Source organism: Sphingobacterium sp. Mn56C, from assembly GCF_049319645.1.
Lineage (GTDB): Bacteria > Bacteroidota > Bacteroidia > Sphingobacteriales > Sphingobacteriaceae > Sphingobacterium.
This window is the reverse complement of the sequence record NZ_JBMOUC010000004.1, coordinates 65,911-92,447: the sequence shown is the minus strand read 5'-3', so window position 1 is coordinate 92,447 and position 26,537 is coordinate 65,911. Positions and strand designations below refer to the sequence as shown.

23 protein-coding genes are annotated in these 26,537 nt (G+C 40.5%); 7 read left to right on the top strand and 16 right to left on the bottom strand.

What is annotated here, in order from left to right; translation table 11 throughout:
* Window positions 1–106: 106 nt before the first annotated feature.
* Entirely contained in the window at window positions 107–991 is an 885-nt protein-coding gene (locus ACL9RF_RS11745; protein WP_422800829.1) for a mechanosensitive ion channel family protein, read from the top strand.
* Window positions 992–1,005: 14 nt separating this feature from the next.
* On the opposite strand, the gene coaA is transcribed toward ACL9RF_RS11745, so the two are convergent.
* The 7 genes from coaA to ACL9RF_RS11710 all read right to left on the bottom strand — a co-directional run bounded on the left by coaA (window position 1,006) and on the right by ACL9RF_RS11710 (window position 9,387).
* Window positions 1,006–1,962 carry a type I pantothenate kinase gene (gene coaA, locus ACL9RF_RS11740; protein ID WP_422800828.1) on the bottom strand — a complete coding sequence of 319 codons (957 nt, stop codon included), beginning with the start codon at window positions 1,960–1,962 and terminating at the stop codon, window positions 1,006–1,008.
* Window positions 1,963–2,108: 146 nt separating this feature from the next.
* The gene (locus ACL9RF_RS11735; RefSeq protein WP_422800827.1) at window positions 2,109–2,474 is read right to left on the bottom strand and encodes a methylglyoxal synthase; all 366 of its coding nucleotides are present in this window, start codon (window positions 2,472–2,474) and stop codon (window positions 2,109–2,111) included.
* 18 nt (window positions 2,475–2,492) lie between these two features.
* Complete coding sequence (locus ACL9RF_RS11730; protein WP_422800826.1) at window positions 2,493–3,722, bottom strand: nucleoside recognition domain-containing protein; 1,230 nt, start codon at window positions 3,720–3,722, stop codon at window positions 2,493–2,495.
* Window positions 3,723–3,884: 162 nt separating this feature from the next.
* Complete coding sequence (locus ACL9RF_RS11725) at window positions 3,885–5,189, bottom strand: anthranilate synthase component I family protein (RefSeq protein ID WP_422800825.1); 1,305 nt, start codon at window positions 5,187–5,189, stop codon at window positions 3,885–3,887.
* A gap of 9 nt (window positions 5,190–5,198) precedes the next feature.
* On the bottom strand, window positions 5,199–6,470 hold the full coding sequence (locus ACL9RF_RS11720; RefSeq protein ID WP_422800824.1) for an adenylosuccinate synthase: 1,272 nt from the start codon (window positions 6,468–6,470) through the stop codon (window positions 5,199–5,201).
* A gap of 114 nt (window positions 6,471–6,584) precedes the next feature.
* Window positions 6,585–7,097: a Fur family transcriptional regulator gene (locus ACL9RF_RS11715; protein WP_422800823.1), complete on the bottom strand. Its 513-nt coding sequence runs from the start codon at window positions 7,095–7,097 to the stop codon at window positions 6,585–6,587.
* Between the two features lie 79 nt (window positions 7,098–7,176).
* A complete protein-coding gene (locus ACL9RF_RS11710; protein WP_422800822.1) occupies window positions 7,177–9,387 on the bottom strand; it encodes a RelA/SpoT family protein in 2,211 nt (736 codons plus the stop codon).
* Between the two features lie 145 nt (window positions 9,388–9,532).
* Between ACL9RF_RS11710 and ACL9RF_RS11705 the strand changes: the two genes are divergently transcribed.
* From ACL9RF_RS11705 to bshB1, 3 genes are read left to right on the top strand one after another with little or no spacing between them, the layout of a single operon-like run.
* Window positions 9,533–10,189: a DUF4294 domain-containing protein gene (locus ACL9RF_RS11705; protein ID WP_422800821.1), complete on the top strand. Its 657-nt coding sequence runs from the start codon at window positions 9,533–9,535 to the stop codon at window positions 10,187–10,189.
* 17 nt (window positions 10,190–10,206) lie between these two features.
* Window positions 10,207–10,701 carry a glutathione peroxidase gene (locus ACL9RF_RS11700; protein ID WP_422800820.1) on the top strand — a complete coding sequence of 165 codons (495 nt, stop codon included), beginning with the start codon at window positions 10,207–10,209 and terminating at the stop codon, window positions 10,699–10,701.
* Window positions 10,702–10,745: 44 nt separating this feature from the next.
* Window positions 10,746–11,465 carry a bacillithiol biosynthesis deacetylase BshB1 gene (gene bshB1 / locus ACL9RF_RS11695; protein ID WP_422800819.1) on the top strand — a complete coding sequence of 240 codons (720 nt, stop codon included), beginning with the start codon at window positions 10,746–10,748 and terminating at the stop codon, window positions 11,463–11,465.
* Between the two features lie 18 nt (window positions 11,466–11,483).
* Here the strand turns inward: bshB1 and ACL9RF_RS11690 are convergent, their stop codons facing one another.
* Genes ACL9RF_RS11690 through ACL9RF_RS11670 form a run of 5 tightly spaced genes read right to left on the bottom strand, consistent with a single transcriptional unit; the run spans window position 11,484 to window position 15,170 of the window.
* The gene (locus ACL9RF_RS11690) at window positions 11,484–12,461 is read right to left on the bottom strand and encodes a bifunctional riboflavin kinase/FAD synthetase (RefSeq protein WP_422800818.1); all 978 of its coding nucleotides are present in this window, start codon (window positions 12,459–12,461) and stop codon (window positions 11,484–11,486) included.
* A 6-nt stretch (window positions 12,462–12,467) separates the two neighbouring features.
* On the bottom strand, window positions 12,468–13,202 hold the full coding sequence (truB, locus tag ACL9RF_RS11685) for a tRNA pseudouridine(55) synthase TruB (RefSeq protein ID WP_422800817.1): 735 nt from the start codon (window positions 13,200–13,202) through the stop codon (window positions 12,468–12,470).
* Window positions 13,202–13,996 carry an undecaprenyl-diphosphate phosphatase gene (locus tag ACL9RF_RS11680; RefSeq protein WP_422800816.1) on the bottom strand — a complete coding sequence of 265 codons (795 nt, stop codon included), beginning with the start codon at window positions 13,994–13,996 and terminating at the stop codon, window positions 13,202–13,204. The genes truB and ACL9RF_RS11680 overlap by 1 nt, the downstream gene beginning before the upstream one ends.
* An 8-nt stretch (window positions 13,997–14,004) precedes the next feature.
* Complete coding sequence (locus ACL9RF_RS11675) at window positions 14,005–14,241, bottom strand: DUF3098 domain-containing protein (RefSeq protein ID WP_422800815.1); 237 nt, start codon at window positions 14,239–14,241, stop codon at window positions 14,005–14,007.
* A gap of 50 nt (window positions 14,242–14,291) precedes the next feature.
* The gene (locus ACL9RF_RS11670; RefSeq protein ID WP_422800814.1) at window positions 14,292–15,170 is read right to left on the bottom strand and encodes a cell division protein FtsX; all 879 of its coding nucleotides are present in this window, start codon (window positions 15,168–15,170) and stop codon (window positions 14,292–14,294) included.
* Between the two features lie 228 nt (window positions 15,171–15,398).
* Between ACL9RF_RS11670 and leuS the strand changes: the two genes are divergently transcribed.
* A complete protein-coding gene (leuS, locus tag ACL9RF_RS11665; protein ID WP_422800813.1) occupies window positions 15,399–18,182 on the top strand; it encodes a leucine--tRNA ligase in 2,784 nt (927 codons plus the stop codon).
* A 523-nt stretch (window positions 18,183–18,705) separates the two neighbouring features.
* On the opposite strand, the gene ACL9RF_RS11660 is transcribed toward leuS, so the two are convergent.
* The 4 genes from ACL9RF_RS11660 to gyrA all read right to left on the bottom strand — a co-directional run bounded on the left by ACL9RF_RS11660 (window position 18,706) and on the right by gyrA (window position 24,035).
* The gene (locus ACL9RF_RS11660) at window positions 18,706–18,837 is read right to left on the bottom strand and encodes a hypothetical protein (protein WP_422800812.1); all 132 of its coding nucleotides are present in this window, start codon (window positions 18,835–18,837) and stop codon (window positions 18,706–18,708) included.
* 266 nt (window positions 18,838–19,103) lie between these two features.
* Window positions 19,104–20,270, bottom strand: a complete 1,167-nt coding sequence (locus ACL9RF_RS11655) for a tetratricopeptide repeat protein (protein WP_422800811.1) — start codon at window positions 20,268–20,270, stop codon at window positions 19,104–19,106.
* An 11-nt stretch (window positions 20,271–20,281) separates the two neighbouring features.
* Window positions 20,282–21,379 carry a tetratricopeptide repeat protein gene (locus ACL9RF_RS11650; RefSeq protein WP_422800810.1) on the bottom strand — a complete coding sequence of 366 codons (1,098 nt, stop codon included), beginning with the start codon at window positions 21,377–21,379 and terminating at the stop codon, window positions 20,282–20,284.
* Window positions 21,380–21,398: 19 nt separating this feature from the next.
* Window positions 21,399–24,035, bottom strand: a complete 2,637-nt coding sequence (gene gyrA, locus ACL9RF_RS11645) for a DNA gyrase subunit A (RefSeq protein ID WP_422800809.1) — start codon at window positions 24,033–24,035, stop codon at window positions 21,399–21,401.
* Window positions 24,036–24,375: 340 nt separating this feature from the next.
* On the opposite strand from gyrA, the gene serC reads away from it, so the two are divergent.
* Window positions 24,376–25,443, top strand: a complete 1,068-nt coding sequence (gene serC, locus ACL9RF_RS11640) for a 3-phosphoserine/phosphohydroxythreonine transaminase (protein WP_422800808.1) — start codon at window positions 24,376–24,378, stop codon at window positions 25,441–25,443.
* A 35-nt stretch (window positions 25,444–25,478) separates the two neighbouring features.
* Window positions 25,479–26,426, top strand: coding sequence for a D-2-hydroxyacid dehydrogenase (locus ACL9RF_RS11635; RefSeq protein ID WP_422800807.1), 948 nt, complete (start codon window positions 25,479–25,481; stop codon window positions 26,424–26,426).
* Window positions 26,427–26,537: the final 111 nt, after the last annotated feature.

The window sequence follows — 26,537 nt, the reverse complement described above, 5'->3', positions numbered from 1 at the left end:
TGCTAAGGTACTGTATTTTTTGGGTAAAATAAAACTGTTTTCACGTTAATTAAGATAAGCCTAGAATCCTTATCTTTGGTATTTTGCATTTTAATCGTAAAAAATAATGATGATACAAAAAGAAACACGACGACAATTTCCCTATTCTTTTGCCTTAAAATTACTGGCATTTATCGTAGTTATCATTCTCGTAATGGTGTTTGAGCTTGATAATGAAGAAAGGGTAACGGGCGATCTAGATTGGATGTCGTCTATTCTTCATGGTATCAGTTATTTTTTGATTCCGAGTCTATTGCTATCGACTTGTAGATTTATAATATTAGCCATATACAAAGCGCGACATAATATGGAGGTGGTTCGTGGTAATTTTGTGCTGGGTATAAATAGACTTACTGCCGTATTAAATGCCATCTTTTTGGTTACTGCGATTATGATATCCGTAGGGATTGATCCGGTTAAGTTTTTAACGAGCCTTACCTTTGTAGCCATGGCTATTGTAGTGCTTTTCCGCGATTATTTAACCAATATGTTAAGTGGTTTCTATATTATGTTTAGCGAGCAGTTTTCTATTGGCGATCGCATAAAGGCAGGCGAACATAAAGGACGCATTATGAACGTTACTTTCTCGAGTATAGAACTGCAAAATGAAGAAGATGATATCGTTCTCGTCCCTAATAATTTTGTGTTTTTAAGCCCCATTGTTAATTTGTCGGCACATCGTTCCAATTTTTTTACGGTGCGTTTTGAGCTCCCCTTAACGGTGGCCACCAAATTTGAAGCCCTCGAGCAAGATATTATGGCGACCCTCTTAAATCACCCCAACTTAGATGCATCCCATAAACCAGTTTTCCAGGTCTTGGAGATAGGTAAAGATTATGTGCGTTATAAACTCGAGCTTTTTGCCGTAAACAGCAGCAACAGGTTGCACAAGCAATTAGAAAATGAGGTGTTACGCCGTATTCTATTATTTAAAGGGATAAAAGCGGAGTAACAGCGGAATACAGCTTAGGTCTTACGAATTTTTACCTCCTCCACAAAGTGGTTAGATCCCTTACGAAGTATTAAGTTGGACCTATATTTTGTAGGTAAAATATTATCGTGAAGATTTAGTTTGTTAATCTCGTTCCATATATGTCTAGCCATAGCCCTGCTCTCTTCGAGGCTTAAGTTAGCATATTTGTGGAAGTACGAATCTGGATTTTGAAATGCCGTGGCGCGCAACGACTCAAAACGATCGATATACCAATCCAAGATATCTTTTTCGGAGGCGTCGACATAAATGGAGTAATCAAAGAAATCCGAAACAAAGACCTTATTACTTTCGCCACTTCGCGGGTTTACCTGTAGCACATTAATACCTTCAATAATTAAAATATCCGGTTCAGCAATACGTTGTTTTTTATCGGCTAACACATCGTACTCCAGATGAGAGTATACCGGTACATCCAGGTTTTTTTTACCCGATTTTATGGCCGATAAAAAGTTTAACAACTCCTTGGTATCGTAACTCTCCGGAAAACCTTTTCTATTGAGCATATTTCTTTCGATCAGCACCCTGTTTGGAAATAAGAAGCCATCCGTCGTTAAGAGTTCTACCTTAGGTTTGTTGGGTAATAAGGAAAGAACCTTACGCAAAACACGTGCTGTAGTACTTTTTCCTACGGCAACAGAACCCGCAATACCAATGATAAAGGGTAACTTCTGCTGTTTTTTCTCGAGGAGGGTATTAATATCCGTACTATTAGCATTATAATTTTTAATGTGTAAGTCGATAAGATGCGCCAAAGGAAAGTAAATCTCCTCGATCTCTGCTATGGTCAAAGGCTCGTTTAGTGCATGTAATTGATCCAGCTCGTTAGGCTCCAGATTTAAGTTGAAGTGCCCGTTTAGTTCCCGCCATTCATTTCTTCCAAACTGTAGGTAAGGGCTGCTGAACAATTTTTCCTCCTGTGACTTTGTCATTCCTTGTAACTTAAAAATTGAGCAAAGATACTATTTAGATGCGAAATATGAGATTTGAGATTACCGATAAATGCATTTTTCTTTACCTGATCAGGGATCCGAAAAAGAGGTCAGTAAATCATCAAATCTCATAGGCCGAAGACCGGTTAAGCTAAAAGCCCCTCAATAATTAACGAACCCGATGCCGGGTTTGTTGCCAAGGGCACATTATAAAGGTCACAAATACGCATCAACATCTGAATATCAGGTTCATGGGGGTGTTTTCCTAGCGGGTCACGGAAAAAGATAATGCCATCAATTTGACCTTCCGCTGCCAAAGCAGCAATTTGAGCATCGCCACCCTTTGGTCCGCTAAGCTTCAGCTCCACCTCCAGGCCAGTTTGTTTCACATAAGTTCCTGTTGTACCTGTTGCTATAAGTTTCGCCTTATGTAGGTACTCGATATGGTCTTTCACAAAAGCTACCATTTCAGCTTTTTTTCCATCATGGGCTATAAGGGCAATCGTTTTCATCTTGTCGTATTATAAAAGTTATCCAAAGAAAATATAAGCTACTACAATTGCAGCAACAACACCAATACATTCGGCAATAAGTGCACATGGCAGCGCATGGCGTGTATTTTTTATCGCCACGGAACCGAAATACACAGCAAGCACATAAAAGGTTGTTTCTGTAGACCCCTGGATAACACAAGCTACCCGAGAAGCAAAGTCGTCCGCACCTTTTGCTGCCATAAGATCGACCATCAGTCCACGGGCCCCGGAGCCACTCAGCGGTTTCATAAATGCTACAGGTAAAGCCTCCACGAAAGCGGTGTCAAAGCCCAACTTTGCAAAGACAAAAGCGATACCTTCGACCACATAATCCATGGTTCCTGAAGCCCGGAATACCGCTATAGCAACCAAAATCGCCACCAAATAGGGGATAATATTTACCGCTACGGTAAACCCCTCCTTAGCCCCCTCAATAAAGGCATCATACACATTAATTTTCTTAAAAAAGGCTAAGGCTATAAAGGAAACAAAGATTGAAAATAGCGTAACATTACCAACAACCTTTGATATAATCTCTATTTGTGCCTGTTCTAAGGTAGAAAAATAAAACAATAAACCGCCTACGGCTACAGATAAGGTGCCCAGGTACAGCAATACTGTCTTATTAAACAGGTTTATTTTTTGATACAGTGATACCATGATTAAGGCCGCCAATGTAGAAAAAAAAGTGGCGATTAAAATGGGTAGGAATACATCCGAAGGCTGTGCAGCGCCAGCTTCCTGCCGATAAGCCATAATGGATATAGGCAACAGCGTTAAACTCGAAGCATTCAGTACAATAAACATAATCTGCGCGTTGGAAGCAGTATCTTTTTTAGGATTTAGCTCCTGCAATTCCTTCATTGCTTTTAAGCCCAGCGGTGTCGCCGCATTATCCAGTCCAAGCGCATTGGCCGAAAAGTTCATTAAAATAGACCCCAGTGCAGGGTGATTTTTAGGTATTTCAGGAAACAGTTTATTGAAAAAAGGACCCACAACCCGGGCGAATATCGCAATCATTCCCCCCTTTTCACCAATTTTCATTATCCCCAGTGCAAAAGTCATCATACCGATAAGACCCAGCGAGATGGTAGCACCATTTGCAGCGCTATCAAATAAAGATTTAACAATATTTTGGAAAACCTCGGTATCTCCACCGATCAGTTTAATCAGTGCTACCACAAAGGTAAGGAGGAAAAAAGATACCCAAACATAATTTAGTGCCATACAATACGTAGTTTTCGGATGTAAATGTAAGCTTTATAGAAGATTCTTACAAGGAGGAATTATAGCCCAGCAGCAGGTTTAATAAAGAGAAAAATAAGATAGCTAAGAAAGTTAAGAATTTTAAGATTTTTAAGAAATATAAGAAATTTGAACTAGCCCAGCCTACGCATCGTCTAAGGAAGCCCCTAAGACCGATGTAATGGCACTGGCCTTTAAAATACACTCATTATATTCATCCTCGGCAACGGCATCAAAAGTCAATGCACCGCCTGTATGAAACGACAAGTACTGCCTCGTTTTATTATACAGCAGCGTGCGTATAACCACATTAAAATCAAAATCCTCATTTGGTGCAAAGTAACCTACGGCACCCGCGTAAACACCCCGGCGGCTAAGTTCAACATTGTCGCACAGCTCCATAGCACGGATCTTTGGCGCGCCCGTCATTGATCCGGGCGGAAAAATATTTTTAATGGCTGCAATAGGGCTAAGGCCATTTTTTTGTGTACAGGTAATCGTAGAGATCAGCTGATGCACCTGTTTAAACGAATGCACCTCTAATTTTCTTTCAGCAGCCACGGTACCCGGTTGCGCCGAAAGCGTCATATCGTTTCTTACCAGATCGACAATCATAACATTTTCTGCAATCTCCTTTGGGTTAGTTTGCAGGGTATGTTTCATACGTTCATCTTCTTCAATCGTTTTGCCACGCGGTGCGGTACCCTTTATAGGTTGCGATATTAAAGTCTGATCTCTTTTCGCCAAAAAACGTTCAGGCGAAGCAGAAAGGATATATTTATCCCCCAACTTAAAGAAGGTAGAAAATGGTGTAGGCGATAGCAGATTAAGTTTACGGTACGTTGCCAAAGGATCAATATTTGCTTTTTCAGCATAGAACTCCTGGCATAGATTTACCTCATAAATATCACCCCGTTTTATATGGTGTTGCATTTTAGCAAATGCCTCAAAGTAAGCAACCTTCGACATGCGTTTACGAAGCACTATCGGAGAGAAGGGGCTACAATGCTGTTCAGGTAGCGCGCAGGTGTTATCCATTACCATTACCTGATGGTAGATTTCCATTGGACTGGGGGCATCAATCTCCACCCGATCGCCATAAAATTTAAAGACGATTTTAGGAACAAAGAAGTAAGCATCGGGAAAATCCAAGGGATTGTCAAAGGAGGTATGAAGCCTTTCGATTTCATTCTTCAGGTCGTAACCAAAAAAACCAAGTACCCATTGTTTAGGGTACCTGGCTTTGAAATCTTCTAAGTCCATGAAAGCATGTCCCGCCATTGCGGTAAAAGTATCCCGAGCATCTACAGCAAGGATACTTTCCAAGGCGCTATACGCATCACTATAACCATTAGATTGAAGGAAGCATACCTGCTCAAATTGTTGAGCCCACAGCAATGCCCTCGTCTCGAATACTTCTTTTTCTACTTCAAAAATGGCTTTTGCCATATCAAATTCTTACAATACAATAGTTTGTGAACGATCTGGCCCTACCGATAAATATTTGATTGGCACCTCGAGTGCTTTCTCTAAGTAGGCAATATAATTAGCTAAAGCAGCAGGAATCTCCTCTTTACTGCGGATACCCGTTAAATCCTGATTCCAACCTTGAATCTCTTCAAAAACAGGCTCAGGTTTAATGGTATTAATATCGTAAGGCATATAATCAATGACCTCACCATCATATTTATAATGCGTACAAGCGTAGATTTTTTCAAATGTATCTAAAACATCTGCTTTCATCATCACCAATTCGGTAACGCCATTTAGCATAATAGCATACTTCAAAGCAGGAATATCAATCCATCCTGTACGACGAGCACGACCTGTAGTAGCGCCAAATTCATGGCCTAATTTACGTAAGGATTCCCCAACCTCATTATCCAATTCTGTAGGGAAGGGGCCACCACCAACACGTGTACAGTATGCTTTAAAGATACCGAAAACCTCGCCAATTCTGTTTGGAGCGATACCTAAACCCGTACAAGCACCCGCCGTTGTGGTATTTGATGAGGTAACAAAAGGGTAAGAGCCAAAATCGATGTCCAGCAATGTTCCTTGCGCACCTTCAGCTAATACTTTTTTACCGTCTTTAAGATATTGGTTCACCAAATGCTCCGAGTCTACATGCGGGATAGTTTTTAAGAACTCAATTGCCGCCAAGAAAGCGTCCTCACGTTCTTTAAAATCTGGAATTTCCCCATAATGCGAAAGGATATTTAAGTGTTTCTCTTTTAATTTCTCATATCTTTCTTGAAAGTCTGGAAGGGTAGTGTCGCCCACACGTAAACCGTTACGTCCAGTTTTGTCCATATAGGTAGGACCAATTCCTTTCAAGGTAGAACCAATTTTTCCGGCACCCATTTTGGATTCAGAAGCTGCATCCAGTAACTGGTGAGTAGGTAAAATTAAGTGCGCTTTACGCGCTAACACCAATTTACCATTTCCTACAGGGTCGAAGCCTGCAGCTTTAAGATTATCTAACTCACGTTTTAAGATAATAGGATCGATAACAACACCGTTACCGATAAGATTTAAGGTTTGAGGATTGAAAATACCTGAAGGAATAGTGTTCAACACAAATTTCTTGTTGTCAAACTCTAAAGTGTGTCCGGCATTAGGACCTCCCTGGAAGCGCGCGATTAAATCGTATTGCGGACATAATACGTCCACAATCTTACCTTTGCCTTCGTCGCCCCATTGTAAGCCCAATAGCACATCAACTTGCATAACGTTTTATTTTGAGATTAAAATTGAAATATACAATATCGTTAAAAAAAAGTTCGGAAAATAGCGGTGCTGATTTTCCGAACAAATTTACTATTTAAAATATTGGTTTTGGAATTAATTTGAAATTACTTCCTCCTTTAAATTAGCTCCTTCTAAAGCTTTTTTCTTCTCTACCGCTTTTTTGGCTTGGCAGTCTGAACATATCCCATAAAGGTTTAGGGAATGGTGTTTAATATCGAATTTTAATAAATCTCCGATCATACTTTGAATTTGGTGAATGCGGGGGTCACAAAATTCAACCACTTTATTACACTCAATACAAATAACATGATCGTGCTGTTTAAAGCCATATGATTTTTCAAATTGCGCCATATTACGCCCAAACTGATGTTTGGTAACCAAATCACAGGAAACCAACAATTCTAAGGTATTATACACCGTAGCACGGCTTACCCTATATTTTTTGTTTTTCATGTGAATATACAGAGACTCCACATCGAAATGATCTGTTCTCGAGTAGATCTCCTCCAGAATAGCATATCTTTCTGGTGTCTTTCTTAGATTTTTGTTCTCCAAGTAAGCCTCGAATATTTTCTTTACGGTTTCGTAGTTTTCAGCTTGATTCATGTCTTTTTTACTCCTATACAAAAATATCAAATTCCGTTGATATATTTACCATGGATATGTAAATCTGAAAGTATTATGATTAATTTTCAGATTCATACCGTGTTACACTGGTAATGCCGCTAACCAGTTTTAAGTTATTAATTAAATTATCCAGCTGATCCAGGTTGTTAACATTGACCATAATATTACCCTCAAAAATACCATCGGTACTGGAAATGGTAAGCGATCGGATATTCACCTTAAACTCCTGCGATATCACCGAAGTAAGTTTATTCACCAGGCCAACATCATCGATACCAATTATGCGTATACCGGTTAAGAAAGCCGTTTCTGCCTGTGCCGAGGCCCATCTGGCCTTTAAAATTCTATAGCCATAGTTGGCCATCAATTTCGATGCATTAGGGCAGGAGGTACGGTGTATTTTAATGCCATCGTTTACCGTCAGGAAACCAAAGATATCGTCGCCAGGGATGGGGTTACAGCAAGGCGCCAAAGTATAGTCTACTTTTTGCAAATCGTCGCCAATCAAAATGGTGTCCGCATCTTTTTTGTTTATTTTTTCAACTAAACCAGAGATATGCGCATTAAACTGATTATTAACATGCGTCTCATGGATCTTTTCGCTATTGGCATAATCGCGCAAGTTTTTAATATCGATAATACCTTTTGCCACATTGTAAAAAAGCTCCTGCGAGCTGGCATATTTAAAAAAGTTGGCAATTTTATTGATATTATCCGTGTTATAGGTAATCTTTAGCGATTTCAGTTTACGTTCTAAAATTTCCTTTCCATCCTCAGCTACACGGCGTTTTTCTTCTTTTAAGGAAGAGCGGATTTTCGACTTCGCTTTTGCGGTAACCACAAAACTTAACCAATCTTCTTTTGGTGTTTGCTTACTCGAAGTTATAATTTCTACCTGATCACCATTTTGTAAATGGTGGTTTAAAGGCACCAGCTTGTGGTTTACCTTGGCACCAATACAGGTTGCCCCAATATCCGAGTGAATTTCGAATGCAAAGTCCAACGCCGTAGCATCGTTAGGCAGCTGTATTAATGTTCCCTTCGGTGTAAAGATAAAAATCTCGTCCGAGAAAAGGTTCATTTTAAAATCGTCCAAGAAGTCCAAGGCATTTTGCTCCGGGCTACCCAAAATATCACGCACCTTTTGAATCCATTGATCCAAACCATTATCGGAGTTCGACTCCTTGTACTTCCAATGTGCGGCAAAGCCTTTTTCGGCAATTTCGTTCATACGTTTGGTACGTATCTGCACCTCCACCCATTGTCCGCGCGGCCCCATAACGGTGGTATGTAGCGATTCGTAGCCATTCCCCTTCGGGGTAGATACCCAATCGCGCAGGCGGTCGGGGTTAGGGCGGTACAGGTCGGTAATAATAGAATACACCTTCCAGCATTCCGTTTTTTCCTTTTCGTATTCCGCATCAATAATGACGCGGATGGCAAACAAATCGTAAACCTCCTCAAAAGGAATAGACTTCTTACGCATCTTATTCCAAATGGAATGAATAGATTTTGGTCGGCCATAAACCTCCGCTTTGATGCCCTGCTCTAAAAGTATTTCTTTTATGGGCGAGATAAAGTCGCCGATAAAGCGCTCCCTTTCCGCTTTTTTCTCGTTTAATTTCTTAGCAATAAACTTATACGTATCAGGATCGGTATATTTCATGGAAAGATCCTCCAGCTCCGACTTTATCGCATACAAGCCTAAACGGTGTGCTAGAGGGGCATACAGGTAACTCGTTTCCGAAGCGATCTTCAGCTGCTTATGGCGCGCCATAAAATCCATGGTACGCATATTATGCAACCTATCGGCAAGTTTAATCAGAATAACCCGCACATCATCAGCCAAGGTCAGTAACATCTTCCTGAAGTTCTCGGCCTGTAAAGAGCTGTTGGGGTCAAAAACGCCGGAAATTTTGGTTAGGCCATCGATAATTTTGGCTACTTTTTTTCCAAATTCCGCTTCAATATCCTCAAGGGTAATACTAGTATCCTCGACCACATCATGCAGCAATGCACAGACAATAGACGTGGTTCCCAAACCAATTTCTTCGGCAGCGATCTGTGCCACAGCAATAGGGTGATAGATATACGGTTCTCCAGATTTGCGACGCATCTCCTTATGGCTCTCCAAAGCTAAATCAAAGGCTTTACGGATTTGCTGTTTATCGCCTTTCTGTAAAGTTGGTTTACACGCTCGTAGAAGTGCTCTATATCGTTTTCTTATTTCTTTGTTTTCTGCCTCTATATCAATCACATATTCTTCCATAAGAACCTATTAAATAATTTCGTAATATAAATCAAAAATTTTATTTTTATAAGAAAGGAGTGTAAACCCATAGTTTCCTTTCCTTAAGCGAAATAAATATACAAAAATTAAAGGTTTATTAAGTTAAACAGAGGTCAAAAAAACAATGTGCTGTGCGAAATATATAGGATTGTGGCTGTTGTTTGTTATTTTCTCCTCCACCAGTTATGGGCAAGAGAAAGGGCAGACGCCATTAACGGTACCCCACTATGGTGCGGGCAATCCAGATGTGGTGGGGTATTATTTAACAACGACCTTGTCATCGGGCGAAGTCGTACCCTGGTTTCCAATTGAGGAGGTGGTAATTTATGCCACCCGTGTTTGGAAGAGTGAAGCCGAAAAGGAAAAATACCAACGTTTAAAACGAAATGTTTTGCGTGTGCTGCCCTATGCAATTTATGCCCAGCGACGGTATGAGCAGCTCGATAGGGATTTGGCATTAGTAAATTCAAAAAGCCAGGAGAAAGCGTTGATAAAAGCATGTGAGTCAGAAATTAAAGAGAAAATAACCAATGAAGTAAAAAACCTGTCAGTATCGCAAGGAAAAATACTGATAAAACTTATTGAGCGCCAAACCGGGCATACCAGTTATGAACTGGTTAAAGACATGAAGGGGAGTATTACGGCGTTTGTATATCAAGGTGTGGCGAAGGTATTTGGCCATAACCTTAAAAGTACATACGACCCGCAGGAGGATTTTGAGGTGGAGAATATAATTCGGGAGTATGAGCGTGTTAGACCGATAAATAAACCCTATCAATAAATTTAAATTGATGTATTATGAAAAAGACCATCTACGACTACAAAGCCTTAGAATTCTCAGGGCAAGAACGATCTTTGGAAGATTTTGCTGGAAAGGTGGTTCTTATCGTCAATACGGCGAGCAGCTGCTATTTCAGGAGGCAGTTTAAAAGTTTAGAGAAGCTCTACCAGGAGTTTAAAGCCGAAGGGTTGGAGATTTTAGCCTTCCCATCGAATGATTTTTTTGAACAAGAGCCACGAACAGGCCGAAACCTAGAAACCTATTGTCGCCTGCAAGAGCAGGTAACATTTCCTGTATTTAAACGTATACATGTTAAAGGCGAGTATATCCACCCTTTATATAGCTATCTATCCCAGCGTGAGCACAATGGGAGTATAGATAGTAAACCCTTATGGAACTTCCATAAATACCTTGTAAATAAAAACGGCGAGGTTGTAGACTATTTTTATACCCCAACAAGTCCACTTTCTGACAAGATTAAGACACGTATCCGCAGCCTGTTGCAGCAATAGTTTTTTCTTATTGTGTATATTTGCAGGCAAAATTATACGGTACTATGAAACTAGACTTAATGGTTATGACGGTACATCCCGATGACGCCGAATTGGGCGCCGGTGGAACGATCGCAAAATATGTCGCAGCAGGAAAGATGGTGGGAATTATAGATCTTACGCGTGGCGAGCTGGGCACCCGGGGTACAGCAGAAACGCGTGCTCAGGAAGCTGCCGATGCGGCGGCCATACTTGGTGTCGCTGTTCGCGAGAACCTTGGCCTTAAAGATGGTTTTTTTGTGAATGAAGAGTCTACACAGCGTATTATAATACAAGCCATCCGTAAGTATAGGCCAGAAATTGTGATAACAAATGCGATCGACGACAGGCATCCCGATCATGGGCGTGCCAGCAAGCTCGTTAATGACGCGCTATTTCTGTCGGGGCTACGCCGAATAGCTACCGAACTCGATGGTTGTACACAGGAGGAATTCAGGCCGCGTTTGCAATTGCAGCTGTTGCAGGATAAATATATTCAGCCCGATGTTATTTTGGATATCAGCGCGTATTGGGACATCAAGGAACAGTCTATTCTGGCTTATAAAACGCAGTTTAATGCCTTGACAGATGACGACGGACCGCAAACTTATATTTCAAATCCCGAATTTATGGAATATACCCGCGGTAGGGCGCGCGAGCTGGGGCGTAATATACAGGTGAAATATGCCGAGGGTTTTACGTCACGCAAGTTGCTCGGGATAGACGACTTATTTCATTTGCGCTAAAGAAGCAAAAGCAAGAGCCTATTTTTTTAAATAGGCTCTAATATCTTGTTCATCGCGAATAATCTGAGCCTGCAGCTCCTCCAATGTTTCAAAACGCTCATCGTGGCGAATAAACTTCAGGAATTTGATACGCAACGTTCTATCGTACAAATCCCCTTCGAAGTCCAATAAGTTTACCTCGATTTTACGATGCATACCATCGACCGTAGGGCGCGTGCCGATATAACATTGGCCATAGGCTACCGTTTCTGGTTTAGGATCCAGGTAAGTTCCCGCTTTAATATGAGGAACTGCCGGATAAATTTCTACCTCCACGGCATAAATACCGTAGGCAGGAATGAGTTTATGACCTTCGTGCACATGTAAATTTGCGGTAGGGAAACCAATCTCACGTCCTATTTGATCTCCTTTTTCTACCGTACCCGTAAGTTCAAAAGGATAACCCAAGCTTTTGTTTGCCGTATCAATGTCGCCTTTAATCAAGGCCTCACGGATGCGGGTAGACGATACAGCAATATGTTCAATATCCTGCTTCGGGATTTCCTCCACCTGGAAATCGAAAATAGGACCCATTTGCTTAAGGTCTTTAATAGAACCCTTCCTGTCTTTACCGAAGTGATGGTCGTAACCGATAATAATAACCTTCGTGCCTAAATTATTAACCAGTACATTGCGAATATATTCCTCCGGGTTTTGGTTAGAGAAGTCGCGTGTAAAAGGCGTTATAATAAGGTGGTCTAAACCCGATAAGGCCAGCTGATGAGTCTTTTCCTCGATATCATTAATAAGGCGTAGCGACTCGTCGTCGGGGTTAATAATTAATCTTGGATGCGGAAAAAATGTCAGCAGCACCGATTCGCCATTGCAATCTTTCGCACAGGCTATCAGCTGCTTTAATATTTTTTGATGTCCTATATGTACGCCATCAAAAGTCCCTATAGTAACAATGGCATTATCCAAGGGTTTAAATTCTTCGAGGCTTCTGTATATTTTCATGTAAAGCTATGTCAAGGGAAGCTCGGTTGTAACTTCCAATTTTTGATTTTTAATTTCTTGAATCAGCTCCTCCAAATTCCAGGCATTGCGTACATCAAAATCGCCACTTTTTGTTCGGCGCAATTCAGACAGGTGGGCGCCATTGTTCAGCGCTTTACCGAAATCATGTGCGATAGAACGTATATAAGTACCCTTGGAGCATGTAATGCGGAAGAACACTTTTGGCATTTCGACCTTTACAATATCAAATTCGGAGATGCATATTTTTCTAGACTTAAGCTCCACATCTTCACCACGACGTGCTTTTTCGTACACCCTCTCGCCATTAACCTTTAAGGCCGAGTGTGCCGGCGGAAACTGATCCAGCTCGCCAATAAAAGATTTGCTGGCCTCAAGAATCTGATCTTCCGTAATATCGTTTGTGTCGAAGGTTGCATCTATGGCAGTTTCCAGGTCGTAAGAAGGAGTCGTGGCGCCCAAGGTTATGGTGCCTGTATATTCCTTATCTTCCGCTTGAAAGCTGTCGATTTTTTTTGTTAGTTTTCCAGTACATACAATTAAAAGCCCTGTAGCCAAAGGGTCTAAAGTACCCGCATGGCCAACTTTCAATTTTAACGGTTTCATGGTATTGCGAAGTTTCCCCACCACATCAAAACTCGTCCATGTTAAAGGTTTATCCACCAATAACATCTCTCCTTCGGCAAAGGCAAATGTTTTTTTTTCTATTTGATTGTTTTCCATTATATAATTTGTAAGCTATGCCCAGACAGCAGCATAACTATAATCACCAGCCCAACGACAATTCTATACCAACCAAAAGCTTTGAAACCATATTTTGTTAAAATACCGATAAAGGTTTTAATGGCAATAATTGCTACCACAAATCCGATGACATTACCTACGACAAGTAAATTAACCTCTTCGCTGGTTAAGGTATGTCCGGCTTTTAAGAATTTGTATAGTTTCAATACCGACGCACCCAGCATCATTGGGATAGCTAAGAAGAATGAAAATTCGGCCGCAGCTTTACGGGTAAGACTTTGCGTCATACCGCCGACAATCGTACTTGCCGAGCGTGAGGTTCCAGGTATTAAGGCTAAACATTGGTACCATCCAATAATAAAAGCCTTTTTATAAGAAATATTGTCTGAATCTTCTACGGTAGGCTTATTAAACCACCTGTCTACGAAGAGCAGTATAATACCCCCAATAACCAGCATAATGGCTACGGTCAATGGGCTCTCCAATAAATCGTCGATATAATCGTTGAACGCTACACCCAGTATGGAGGCAGGTATGGCAGCGACAACGAGCTTGAAGTAGAAATCTACAGATCTGAAAAAACGCTTCCAGTAGAGTACTAAAACAGATAGTATAGTTCCCAATTGAATAACAATAGTAAACAGCTTTACAAAGTCCGAGGGTTCCAAACCCATTAGAGCTGTTCCGATAATCATATGTCCTGTTGAAGATACTGGCAAAAACTCCGTAAGCCCCTCAATGATGGCCAATATTATGGCTTCAAAATATGTCATGTTTTCTATTAACTATTTTTAGGTTTGTATAAAATAGCAATAAATCCTACGGCAAATCCAAGTACTATAACGATTGGAGCGACGGTTAATTTCGTAAAGCTATAAATATCTTCTTGCCCCATCATCAGTAGGAAACCAATTACAACAATGGCAATACTTAATAAGAAAAGCTGATAGTTAGCTTTGTCAAATACAAATCTGGGTGATTTTTTATCGGTATTACTAAGCATATTTTTTTGCGACATAATCCTTTTGTTAAGTGTGTTAGTTTATAGTGGAGTTTATCAATAGTGTATTAATGGTATAGATTATTGGATTTCGCTTTCAGGTATTTCGTTACCGCGAAGTAAGTGCTGAAACCAGAGATTAAGATCCCTAATATCACAACGAATATAAATATGGCGCCAAACTCATACCAGTTGCGCAAGAATATCAACTCAGGAACCTGCTTCTGCGCAAACTGTAGCGTGAAGATAAGCAGTAAAATAGCGATTAAAGCACCAATTAATCCGTGTACAACTCCGTATATAATATAAGGTCGGCGGATAAATGTACGGGTGGCACCAATAAGCTGCATACTTTTAATTAAAAAGCGTTGGGAATAGATAGCCAAACGTATGGTATTATTAATTAAAGCTACGGCAATCACCAATAAGATTACTGTAAATGCTAAAACAACAATCGAAATGATACGGATATTTTGGTTTACCATATCGATTAACGACTCTTGGTATACCACCTCCTTAATTTTGCCGCTTTTAGATAAGTTTTGTATAAAAGGCTGTATGCTATCTGAATTGGCATACTGCTCTTTCAGATAAATATCAATGGATGGAAGAAGAGGGTTCCGACCGAGGTATGCTACAAAATCTTCCCCTAAGTCTTCTTTCAGGTTTTTTGCTGCCAACTCTTTACTTACATATTCTGTGCGTAAGACATAAGCATCCTTTTCGATATCCTTCTGCAAAGACAGTACATCGCCTTCGTTAACATTGTCGTTGACGATAACGTTTAGTACGATATTTTCTTTAACATATTTCGATAGGTTTTTAGCATGAACTAAGATTAAACCCAATAATCCGGTCATTAATAATACCAATGCGATACTAATAACCGTAGAAACATATACAGATTTGGTCTTTTTGCGAGGTGAGCCTTGTTCGAGTACTGACATAAGCTAATTAATATATTTGATGCGAAAGTAAATAAATAAGATGATTTAATGAACTATAAATGTAATTACAACTAAACTAAAGGGGTTTTTAACATTTTTTTACTTTTAGTTTAGTCAATCCAATCTTCTAATATCCGAATAATTGGCTTAGAATAAAAAAGTTTTCTGACTTATTTGGGTTAAAATAGCTATTTTCGCATCTCTTATACATTTCTTTTTTAAACGCAGATGGAATACAATCACAGATCTATTGAGCAGAAGTGGCAGAAGTTTTGGGCGGCAAATCAAACGTTTAAAACTTCCGAATCTACAGAAAAACCAAAGTATTACGTATTGGATATGTTTCCCTATCCTTCTGGGGCTGGGCTACATGTGGGGCACCCACTAGGGTATATTGCCTCCGATATATTCTCCCGTTACAAACGTCTCAAAGGGTTCAATGTACTACACCCTATGGGCTATGATTCCTTTGGTCTTCCTGCAGAACAGTATGCTATTGAAACAGGTCAACATCCTGCAATTACCACCGAAGCCAATATAAATCGATACCGGGAACAATTGGATAATATTGGATTTTCCTTCGATTGGTCGCGTGAAATCCGTACTTCCGAGCCCGATTATTATACCTGGACCCAGTGGATTTTCATGCAGTCTTTCAATGCATGGTATAACCTAGCGGAAGATAAAGCCAATCCGATTGCTACCCTTATAACGAAGTTTGAAACTTCTGGCACGGCAGAAGTGCAGGCCGTTACCGACGAGGATGTATTGACGTTTACGGCAGCCGAATGGCAGGCCTTTACGGCGGAAGAGCAGCAGCGTGAATTATTGAAATACCGCTTGGCCTACCTACGGGAAAGTACAGTAAACTGGTGTGCAGCATTAGGAACGGTATTGGCCAACGATGAGGTTATAAATGGTGTATCCGAGCGCGGTGGTTTTCCCGTGGAACAGAAAAAGATGATGCAATGGTCTATGCGTATTACCGCATATGCAGACCGGTTGTTGCGGGGCTTAGCGGATATCGATTGGCCGGAGCCTTTGGTAGAGATGCAGCGTAACTGGATAGGCAAATCGGTTGGTGCCTCGGTAAAGTTTCCCGTTCCACAGCTGGATCGTGCCATTGAAGTTTTTACCACACGTGTAGACACTATTTTTGGTGTTAGCTTTGTGGTGCTTGCTCCGGAGCATGAGTATGTACAAGCCTTAACAACGGAAGAACAAAAAGCGGAAGTTGAAGCATATATAGAGAAAACGTCCAAAAAGTCGGAGTTGGATCGTATGGCAGATACGAAAACCGTATCCGGCGCATTTACGGGGTCTTATGTCAAGCATCCACTAACGGGTGAGGATGTACAGGTATGGATTGCCGATTATGTATTGGCAAGCTACGGTACAGGGGCAGTAATGGCAGTACCGTCGGGCGACCAAAGGGACTATGTGTTTGCTAAGCACTTTAACCTGCCTATTGTAGCCATTTCGGATACCCAAAATATTGAAAATGAAGCAGACCCGAATAAAGAGGGTAGGTATATTAACTCTGGTTTTATAAATGGCCTTACTTACGAGGAGGCTGTGCCTGCATTAATTGCTAAGTTGGAGGACTTAAAACTAGGGAAAGCAAAAATTAACTTCCGTATGCGCGACGCTATTTTTGGTCGCCAGCGCTACTGGGGTGAGCCTGTTCCGGTTTATTTCAAAAACGGATTGCCTTACTTAATTAAGGAAGAGGAGTTACCTTTATTACTCCCAGAGGTCGACAAGTATTTGCCTACCGAGAGCGGCGAGCCTCCACTAGGGCGTGCGGAGGATTGGAAGTACCAAGCGCAGTATGAATACGAGTTGAGCACCATGCCTGGATGGGCGGGTTCTTCTTGGTATTGGTTCCGGTATATGGACCCCCAAAACAGAACCGCTTTTGCGGCTAAAGAGGCGGTAGATTACTGGAAAGCTGTAGACTTGTATATCGGTGGTTCGGAACATGCCACAGGTCACTTGTTGTATGCTCGTTTTTGGAATAAGATCTTAAAAGACTTAGGCTTCCATAAGGAGGAGGAGCCTTTTAAGAAATTAATAAACCAGGGGATGATCCAGGGGCGTTCGAATTTCGTATACCGTGTATTAGACGAAAATGGAAAAGGAACGAATACTTTCGTATCCTTAGGCTTGAAAGATGCGTATAACACCATTCCACTGCATGTTGATGTGAATATTGTTTCGAACGATATTTTGGACACCGAAAAATTTAAGGCTTGGCGTCCGGATTATGCAAATGCTGCGTTTATTTTAGAGCATGGAAAGTACATCTGTGGTACCGAGGTTGAAAAAATGTCGAAGTCTAAATTCAATGTGGTAAACCCCGATGATATAATTGCGCAGTATGGCGCAGATACATTACGTTTGTACGAGATGTTTATCGGTCCATTGGAGCAAGCAAAACCTTGGAATACCAATGGTATTGAAGGTGTATATAAGTTTTTGCGAAAAGTATGGCGTTTATTCCATGATGCGGAGGGGAATGTTGTGCTGTCGGATGAGGAACCAACAAAAGCAGAATTTAAGGCCCTGCATAAAATTATTAAGAAGGTAGCGGATGATATTGAACGCTTCTCCTTTAATACTTCCGTATCGGCATTTATGATCTGCGTAAACGAGCTTACAGATTTGAAATGTAATAAACGTGCTATTCTGTCTGATTTTGTGAAGGTCTTAACGCCGTATGCACCACATATTACGGAAGAACTATGGACCTTATTGGGTAACCCTGAAGGATCCATTTCCTATGCTGAATACCCGGCCTTCAATGCCTCATATTTGGAAGAGTCTGAATTCGCTTACCCTGTTTCAATAAACGGGAAGATGAAAATGAATTTACCATTGGCATTAGACTTAGATCAAAATGCTGTTCAGGACATTGTTTTAGCTAATGCAGATGTTCAAAAATACTTGGATGGAAAGGCGATTAAAAAACTAATTTTTGTTAAAGGCAAGATTATAAATATTGTCATCTAATACGGAATACGCTTTAGTATGCCTCAGCAATAAAAAAAGCAGCCCCCTAAGGCTGCTTTTTTTATTGCTGAGGGGGTATTAGCCATGTATGGGTTGTTTTTAGCTACGCGGGTAGGCATTTTATCTGGTGTTTTACGCTCCGCATTTTTTTATATTAACGCCTATAATATACCTAGCCGCATTACGCTTTTTGCTGCTGCAGATTGTGCGTATTCCTTATGCTGACTACGGTATCTATAAGCCGTCCATTTGTCGTATCCAAAATTCCTTTCTTAGGAAAAAATGAATACGTTTAAACTCAACTTATTAAGTTAAGACTACTCGCTTTTTATCAAGGATATTTTACTGAAAACCTTATTGATGTATATAAACAGGTGGTATTTAATACAAAACTAATAACGGTAAGGACCTCGAATGTGTCGATGTACTGTACGAAGTATTGTGTAGGAGGGAGGGGCTATAAACAAAAAAAATGCTTTTGTATGGAAAAGCATATCTTGTTTACGTCTTGTTAACAGGAATGTTAACGTTTTGATTTTTGTTTAATTTCCGATTTTAACGGTTGTTCTACAAAGCCCCAGTTGGTAACATAGTACATATATGGACTTTTTTCTAGGGCGGATACTTTTTCTGTTTCTTTTTGTTTTTTAATCATATTTTTCCTTTCATTTTATTGTTATGTTCTAATATAATCAATAAACAGGCCAAAAACGAATTTAAGTGTAAACTTAATTTTATGTTTACATAAAATTAACACAGGAACAAGGCAAGCGTATGGCGCCGATATATGCTATTTTTGCAGCAAGTAACGAAGGCCAAGGCCATGCAAGAATAACAGCTCCTATAGCTTAAATAAGAATCAGGATCCCACAAAAAAAGGCCATCCTGAACAGACGGCCTTTTATATGCGTTAGGTGCTAATTACAAAGCATCGATTTTTGCTTGAATAGCCTTAGATTTTTCTTCTAATTGTAAAAAGTCGTATAAACTTTTAAGACCTTTTAAAGCGCTTTCATTTTTAGGCTCTATTTCTACAACCTTTAAGAAGTACCCTTCAGCCGGTTTTGTTTGCTCTTTCAAGGCAGCAACTTTAGCATTATACTGCGTATTGTTTAACGTTTTGTCGTCGTTTACTTTTTGCAATTCATCGCGTACAGAATTAATCAGCACTACAGCAGCATTAAGGTTGGCATCCGAATAATTTGGATCAATTTCAATGGCTTTTTGATAAGCTGCAAGTGCTTCCTGCGGTTTGTTATTCGCATTTTGTGCAATACCTAAGTAGTAGTACAAATTCTTGTTATTGCCATCTTTGGTAATCTGTTTTTCGATCTCATCTGCAATTTTAGCTTCATTACCGACAATCAGATTCAACTCAATATTTTGAACTACAATATCCTTATCATTCGGATATTCCTTAGCCGCAACAGCAGCATACTCAATAGCTGCACTGGTATCTTTTATGGATAGGTATAATTTCGGAAGATCAGCCACAATAGATTTGTGTGCGGAGAACTCCTTTTTTGGGATCAGCTCCTTATACTTTTCAATACCATTCGGATAATCGTTATTTTGGATTGCCGCAAGTGCCGAGTAGTAAGTTAATGTGGTATCGCCAGGGACATATGTTAATGCTGAATTAAATGCAGAATAGGCAGATTTAAAATCCTTGCCATCCCAGAAGCCAACACCCTTATTAAAATTGTACGAATAAAGGTTAGATTCTACAGCCTTTATATTCTGTGCATTTTTACTGTCTTTATCCAAAGCCTTGGCTTTTTCAAGTGCATCAGCAGCTTTTGTAGCATCCTCATCACTTTTATTGTCAGCAGCAAGGCTGGAATATACCAAAGCATAGTATGTCCATGTTTCAGGAAGGTCTTTCGACTTGTCGTTAATTGCAGCAGCATCAATTGCCTCTTGTGCCGTTTTCAAGTAGGAAGTACCAAGCTGCGGTGTTCCTGCAGCCCGCAGTTCTTCATATTTCTGAATATTTGTACCTGCCTTTTTTACGTTGCTTGACTGTGCAAATACGGCGGAGCCAGCAGCTACCATAGTCGTTAAGAGTAATACTTTTTTCGCGTTCATATCAAAAGTTTTTAATTATTTGAAAGTTGATTTAATAAGGTATTCACCCTATCCAATTGATCGCCATCATCCGTCTTTTCATAAAACAAGGCCAATCCTTTTAGCGCATTTACCGCATAAGGGCGTATACCATTTGCCATTAACAAATATTCCTGTGCCTTATACTGCGCTTCAAGGTCATCTTCATTTTTCAAAAAATCATTTAAAAAAATCAAACCCAATGCCAAATTGCTATCAAAATTATTTGGATCAATATCATTTAATCTAAGGTAATATTTTTTTGCAATATCTGTATGCCCAGTATTTTCATTGGCATAACCCGCAAGATAAAGCAATTCGGTATTTTGAGGCTCATATTTTAGCGCTTCATCCACCAAGGTTGTCACTGCAGCATACGATTTATTTTCGGAATACACCTGGATCAATAAAAATAAGATCGTTTGATTATCCATAAATTTATTGCGGGCATCCTGTAGCGTGTTTAAATACAGCTGGCTATCCTTATTGTCTTTGTACAAGTTGGCCAAGGCTAAATATTTATCTACCGATGCATCCGTTTCATTAATCAATTCGTTGTAGTAACGTACAGCATCATTCGGGTTACCCGATTTTGCCGCCAGCTGTGCCAGATTATTTAAAACATCGTGGTTGCGAAGCCCCAGGTCATGCACTTTTAGAAAGCTCGCATACGCCTTACCAAAGTCTTTATCCTGGATTGCCTTATTGGCAATACCAATATAAGCTGCCGAAAGATTTTGATTCACATAATTCAACTCGTTCGCATAATTCGATCGATCCCTCGAGCTTAACCTGCTTAAAGCATTTTGTGCGATATCAATTGGATCCTTATCCGTTTTTATCCTTCTGGTCGAATCGGCATAAGCCAATGAGCTATAGATCAAAGCACGAAGAATATTATTCTTCGAAGCATTTGAATCCCTTCTAGTCTTGTAGGTATCGTCGATAAACTTCTTAGCAGATTCCAGTTGTTTTAAATCGCCGGTTTGGGTATAACGCGCAAAACTGTTAGTGCTCTCCTTATAATTAGATTGCGCACTAACAGTGGTACCTAAACTTACTAACAATAGCGTAATTACGAGTAGTCTCATTTTTTACTCCGTTAGGTTATTATTCTTGATTGTTGTCCGGGTTGTTACTAGCTTCGTTATCCGTGCCGGCATCCTGGTCAGCAGCAGCATCCGGATCCGCATCGTCCCCCAAAGCTGCTTCATCCGCTAAGCCATCTAAGCCTGCTAAGCCTTCTAAACCTTCAAGATCCTCTTCCTCCTCACGTGCAACCTTAGTAATCGAAGCAATTTCATCCGTTTCCTTCAGCGTAATCAAGCGCACACCCTGTGTTGCGCGACCCATCACACGAAGTGAGTTCACCCCGATACGGATTACGATTCCAGATTTATTAATAATCATTAAGTCGTCATTATCAGTAACGTCCTTAATCGCCACCAACTCGCCAGTTTTTTCGGTAACATTTATAGTTTTCACACCCTTACCGCCACGGTTAGTAATGCGGTAATCCTCGATATCCGTACGTTTACCGTAACCTTTTTCCGACACCACCAATACCGAAACGTCAGAATTGTCAGCTTTGTCTACACTAATCATACCAATAACCTCATCCGTTGGCGATGCCAAAGTCACACCACGCACACCCGTCGCCGTTCTACCCATAGGTCTCACCGTAGACTCGTTAAAGCGTATAGCTCTACCCGAACGTAAGGCCATAACAATCTCACTTTGCCCGTTGGTTAATGAAGCCTCAATTAATTGGTCTCCCTCATTAATATTAATGGCATTAATACCATTTGCACGCGGGCGGGAATAAGCCTCTAGCGAAGTTTTTTTAATGGTACCCTGTTTGGTACACATAATAATAAAGTTGTTTTCTAAGTATTCCTGATCCTTCAGATTTTTAACCAAGATATAAGCCTTTATTTTTTCATCCTTCGGAATATTAATGATATTCTGTAAGGCCCTACCTCTAGAAGTACGGCTACCCTCCGGAATTTCGAATGCACGTAACCAGAAACATCTACCAGCTTCCGTAAACAGTAACATATAATTATGCGCTGTAGCGGTAATAATATGCTCGGTAAAATCCTCATCGCGGGTATTAGAGCCTATAGCCCCCTTACCACCACGACCCTGGCGTTTATATTCAGAAAGAGGAGTACGTTTTACATAACTATTATGCGATATGGTAATAACCACCTCTTCATCGTCGATAAAGTCCTCCATGGTCATATCCTCCGCAGAATGTACAATTAAAGACCGGCGATCATCAGCAAATTTCTCTTTTACCTCAGCCAGTTCATCTTTAATAATTCTAAAGCGAAGTGCTTCATCCACCAAGACCTCTTTTAAGTATTCGATGGTCTTCATCAGCTCCGCATATTCCTCCTTAATTTTATCACGCTCTAGTCCGGTTAACCGACGTAAAGTCATGTCCAGGATAGCACGCGCCTGCAGATCCGAAAGGCCGAATTTTTCCATTAATCCAACGCGCGCATCCTCCGGTGTATCCGAGCTACGGATTAATTTAATAACCTCATCCAAGTGGTCCAAGGCAATTAAATACCCCGCTAAGATATGCGCTCTTTTTTCCGCCTCGGCAAGTTCAAATTTAGTACGGCGTACAACCACATCATGTCTATGTTCCACAAACTCATGGATCATATCCTTTAAGTTCATTAACATCGGCCTACCTTTAACTAAGGCAATATTATTTACCGAGAATGAAGACTGCAACGCAGTATGCTTATATAAATTATTTAATACAACATTAGCATTGGCATCGCGTTTGATTTCGTATATAATACGTACTTCACGCGTAGACTCATCGCGAATTTCCGATATACCCTCAATTTTTTTCTCGTTAACCAAATCCACGGTACGTTTAATCATATCCGCTTTATTAACCAAGTAAGGAATTTCGGTAACAACAATAATTTCACGGCCCGCCTTATTCGTTTCAATTTCAGCTTTTGCGCGCATCACAATTCTACCACGCCCAGTTTCAAAAGCTTCACGAACGCCATGATAACCGTAGATAATTCCCCCTGTAGGGAAATCCGGCCCTTTAATATGCTGCATTAATTCGGCAATCTCGATATCACGATTATCGATATAAGCAATAGTACCATCAATAACCTCACTTAAATTGTGCGGAGCCATGTTGGTGGCCATACCAACTGCAATACCCGATGCACCATTAACCAATAAATTGGGAATACGTGTAGGCAGTACTGTAGGTTCCTCCGTCGTATCATCAAAGTTAAGTTGGAAATCAACGGTATCCTTTTTAATATCCGAAAGCATCTCCTCGGCAATTTTCCGTAGACGTGCTTCCGTATAACGCATAGCAGCAGGCGGGTCGCCATCCAAGGAGCCGTAGTTACCCTGCCCATCCACTAAGGTATAACGCATTGACCAATCTTGTGCCATACGCACCATGGTGTCATATACAGAAGAGTCACCGTGCGGGTGATACTTACCCAAAACGTCACCCACGATACGCGCAGATTTCTTGTAAGGTTTTCCGGAAGAAACACCTAATTCTTCCATACCGTAAAGTACACGTCTATGTACAGGTTTTAAACCATCTCTAGCATCGGGAAGGGCCCGCGATACAATTACCGACATCGAATAGTCGATGTAAGCAGATTTCATCTGGTCTTCAATATTGACTTTTACTATCCTGTCGTTAGCAGGAGCTAGATTGTTTTCATTTTCTGTTTCTTCGGCCATATTTACCTGGTTTCTTTAAAACTAATGTAGTGCCTAATACAAATGGCACCACGCATGCGAAGATACAAAATATTTTGTGTTAAACCTTGATATGGGGCAATAAATTGGGGTTACAACCGTAACACTATGGCCATAATATTTTGATAATTTAGGGATCTGAAAAATGCTGTTTTTTTTCTGCTAAATACATTTTTTTTAGTAGCCTGTTAGGTGTCAATGTTTTATCATTTTTTAATATAATTTAAGTTTTTGTCAACAAATTGTTTTGTTTGTTGAGATATATTTAAAAATATATCCTACATTTGTACGAAATTTTGAACTTATCACAACAAACTACAAAATGAAACATAATTTTGGTGCAGGACCTTGTATTTTGCCACAGGAAGTTTTTCAAGAGGCTTCACAGGCAGTATTAGATTTTAACAACACAGGATTGTCTATTCTTGAAATATCGCACCGATCGCGTGAATTTGAGTCCGTTATTGTGGAGACCGAACGTCTAGTTCGCGAGTTATTGAATGTACCGCAAAATTATGCCGTTTTATTTTTGCAAGGTGGCGCAAGTCAGCAATTTGCTATGGTGCCATTAAATCTATTGCCTGAGGGCGGAAAAGCGGCCTACCTGGATACAGGTGTTTGGGCGAGTAAAGCCGTAAAAGAAGCAAAGAATATTGGTTCAGTAGCTATTGTCGCTACATCGAGTGATAAAAATTACACCTATATCCCGAAAGGATTTGATATCCCTAGCGATGCAGCATACTTCCACTATACTTCAAACAACACCATTTACGGTACGGAGGTTTTTGACAAGCCAAAAACGAATCTTCCAACGGTTGTAGATATGTCTTCGGATATTTTAAGCCGCGAGATTGATGTGCGCGAGTATGATTTGATTTATGCGGGAGCACAAAAAAATATGGGCCCGGCAGGGGTAACCTTAGTTATTGTAAAAGAAGAAATCTTAGGCAAAGCCGGTCGTACTATACCGACAATTTTTGATTACCAGTCGCATATAAAAGGTGGGTCTATGTACAATACGCCGCCGGTGTTCTCAATCTATGTTTCCATGTTGAATTTACGTTGGTTAAAAGCCAAAGGTGGCGTAGCGGTAATGGAACAGGAGAATATCATTAAAGCGCGCACCTTGTACGATGAGATCGACCGTAACCCATTTTTTAAAGGGACGGCTGCGGTGGAAGACCGTTCACGGATGAATGTTACTTTTGTAATGGATAGCCCAGAGCTGGAAGAAGAGTTTTTAGCTTTAGCCAAAGAAAGAAATCTGGTAGGCATCAAAGGGCACCGTTCTGTTGGCGGTTTCCGGGCTTCGATTTATAACGCACTGACCATTACCTCTATAAATGCTCTGGTCGATGCTATGCGCGAGTTTGAAGATACACACAAGTAAGAAAGCAAGTAAGATTTAGGAAAAGAAAATTAGGCATGAGAATTTTAGCAAATGATGGGATTGATCCTATCGGAAAAAAAATATTAGAAGAAGCAGGTTTTGAGGTAGATACCCAGCATATACCGCAAGAAGAGTTAGCCGATAAATTAAATGCATACGATGCTATTACCGTACGTAGTGCTACAAAAGTAAGACAAGCCTTAATTGATGCTTGCCCAAATATTAAAGCCATAGGTAGAGGCGGTGTAGGTATGGATAATATCGACGTGGAGTATGCACGTTCTAAAGGTATCGCCGTAGTAAATACACCGGCAGCATCTTCACATTCGGTGGCCGAGTTGGTTTTTGCTCACTTGCTAAATGGTGTTCGTTTTTTGTTTGATGCTAACCGGAAAATGCCTGTTGAAGGTAATACCAATTTTGGTGCATTGAAAAAAGCCTATGCTGCTGGTGTTGAGCTTCAAGGTAAAACATTAGGTGTTGTAGGCTTTGGCCGTATCGGTAGAGAAACTGCTAAAATTGCCTTAGGTTTAGGTATGGATGTTGTGTACTACGATCTATTTGCTGGCCCTGCTGCTTTAACATTAACATTTTCAGGTGCTGTACAGGTTGATATTCCTGTAAAACAAGTAACCTTAAATGAGCTGTTTGCAGCTTCAGACTTTATCTCGTTGCATGTACCATTTTTAGATAAACCTGTAATTGGGAAGGATGAGTTTGCCCTATTAAAAGACGGGGTAGGTTTAGTAAATGCATCCCGTGGCGGTGTAATCGACGAGTTAGAACTATTGAAGGCTTTAGATAGCGGCAAAGTGGCCTTTGCAGGGCTTGATGTTTTCGATGCTGAACCGAACCCACGTGCTGAGATATTGACACACCCAAGAATATCCTTGACACCACATATCGGTGCTGCAACAAACGAAGCCCAAGAACGTATTGGCGAAGAACTTGCAGGCTTGTTGATCGAGACTTTGAAGAAGTAGTACTTCCGCATAAAATGATATGCGGCACAGATCTTTTTGCATTTGTGCCGCATTTTTTGTTTAATAATCCGTGGGAATACCTATATTCACACGCTTTTAAAAAGTAAAATA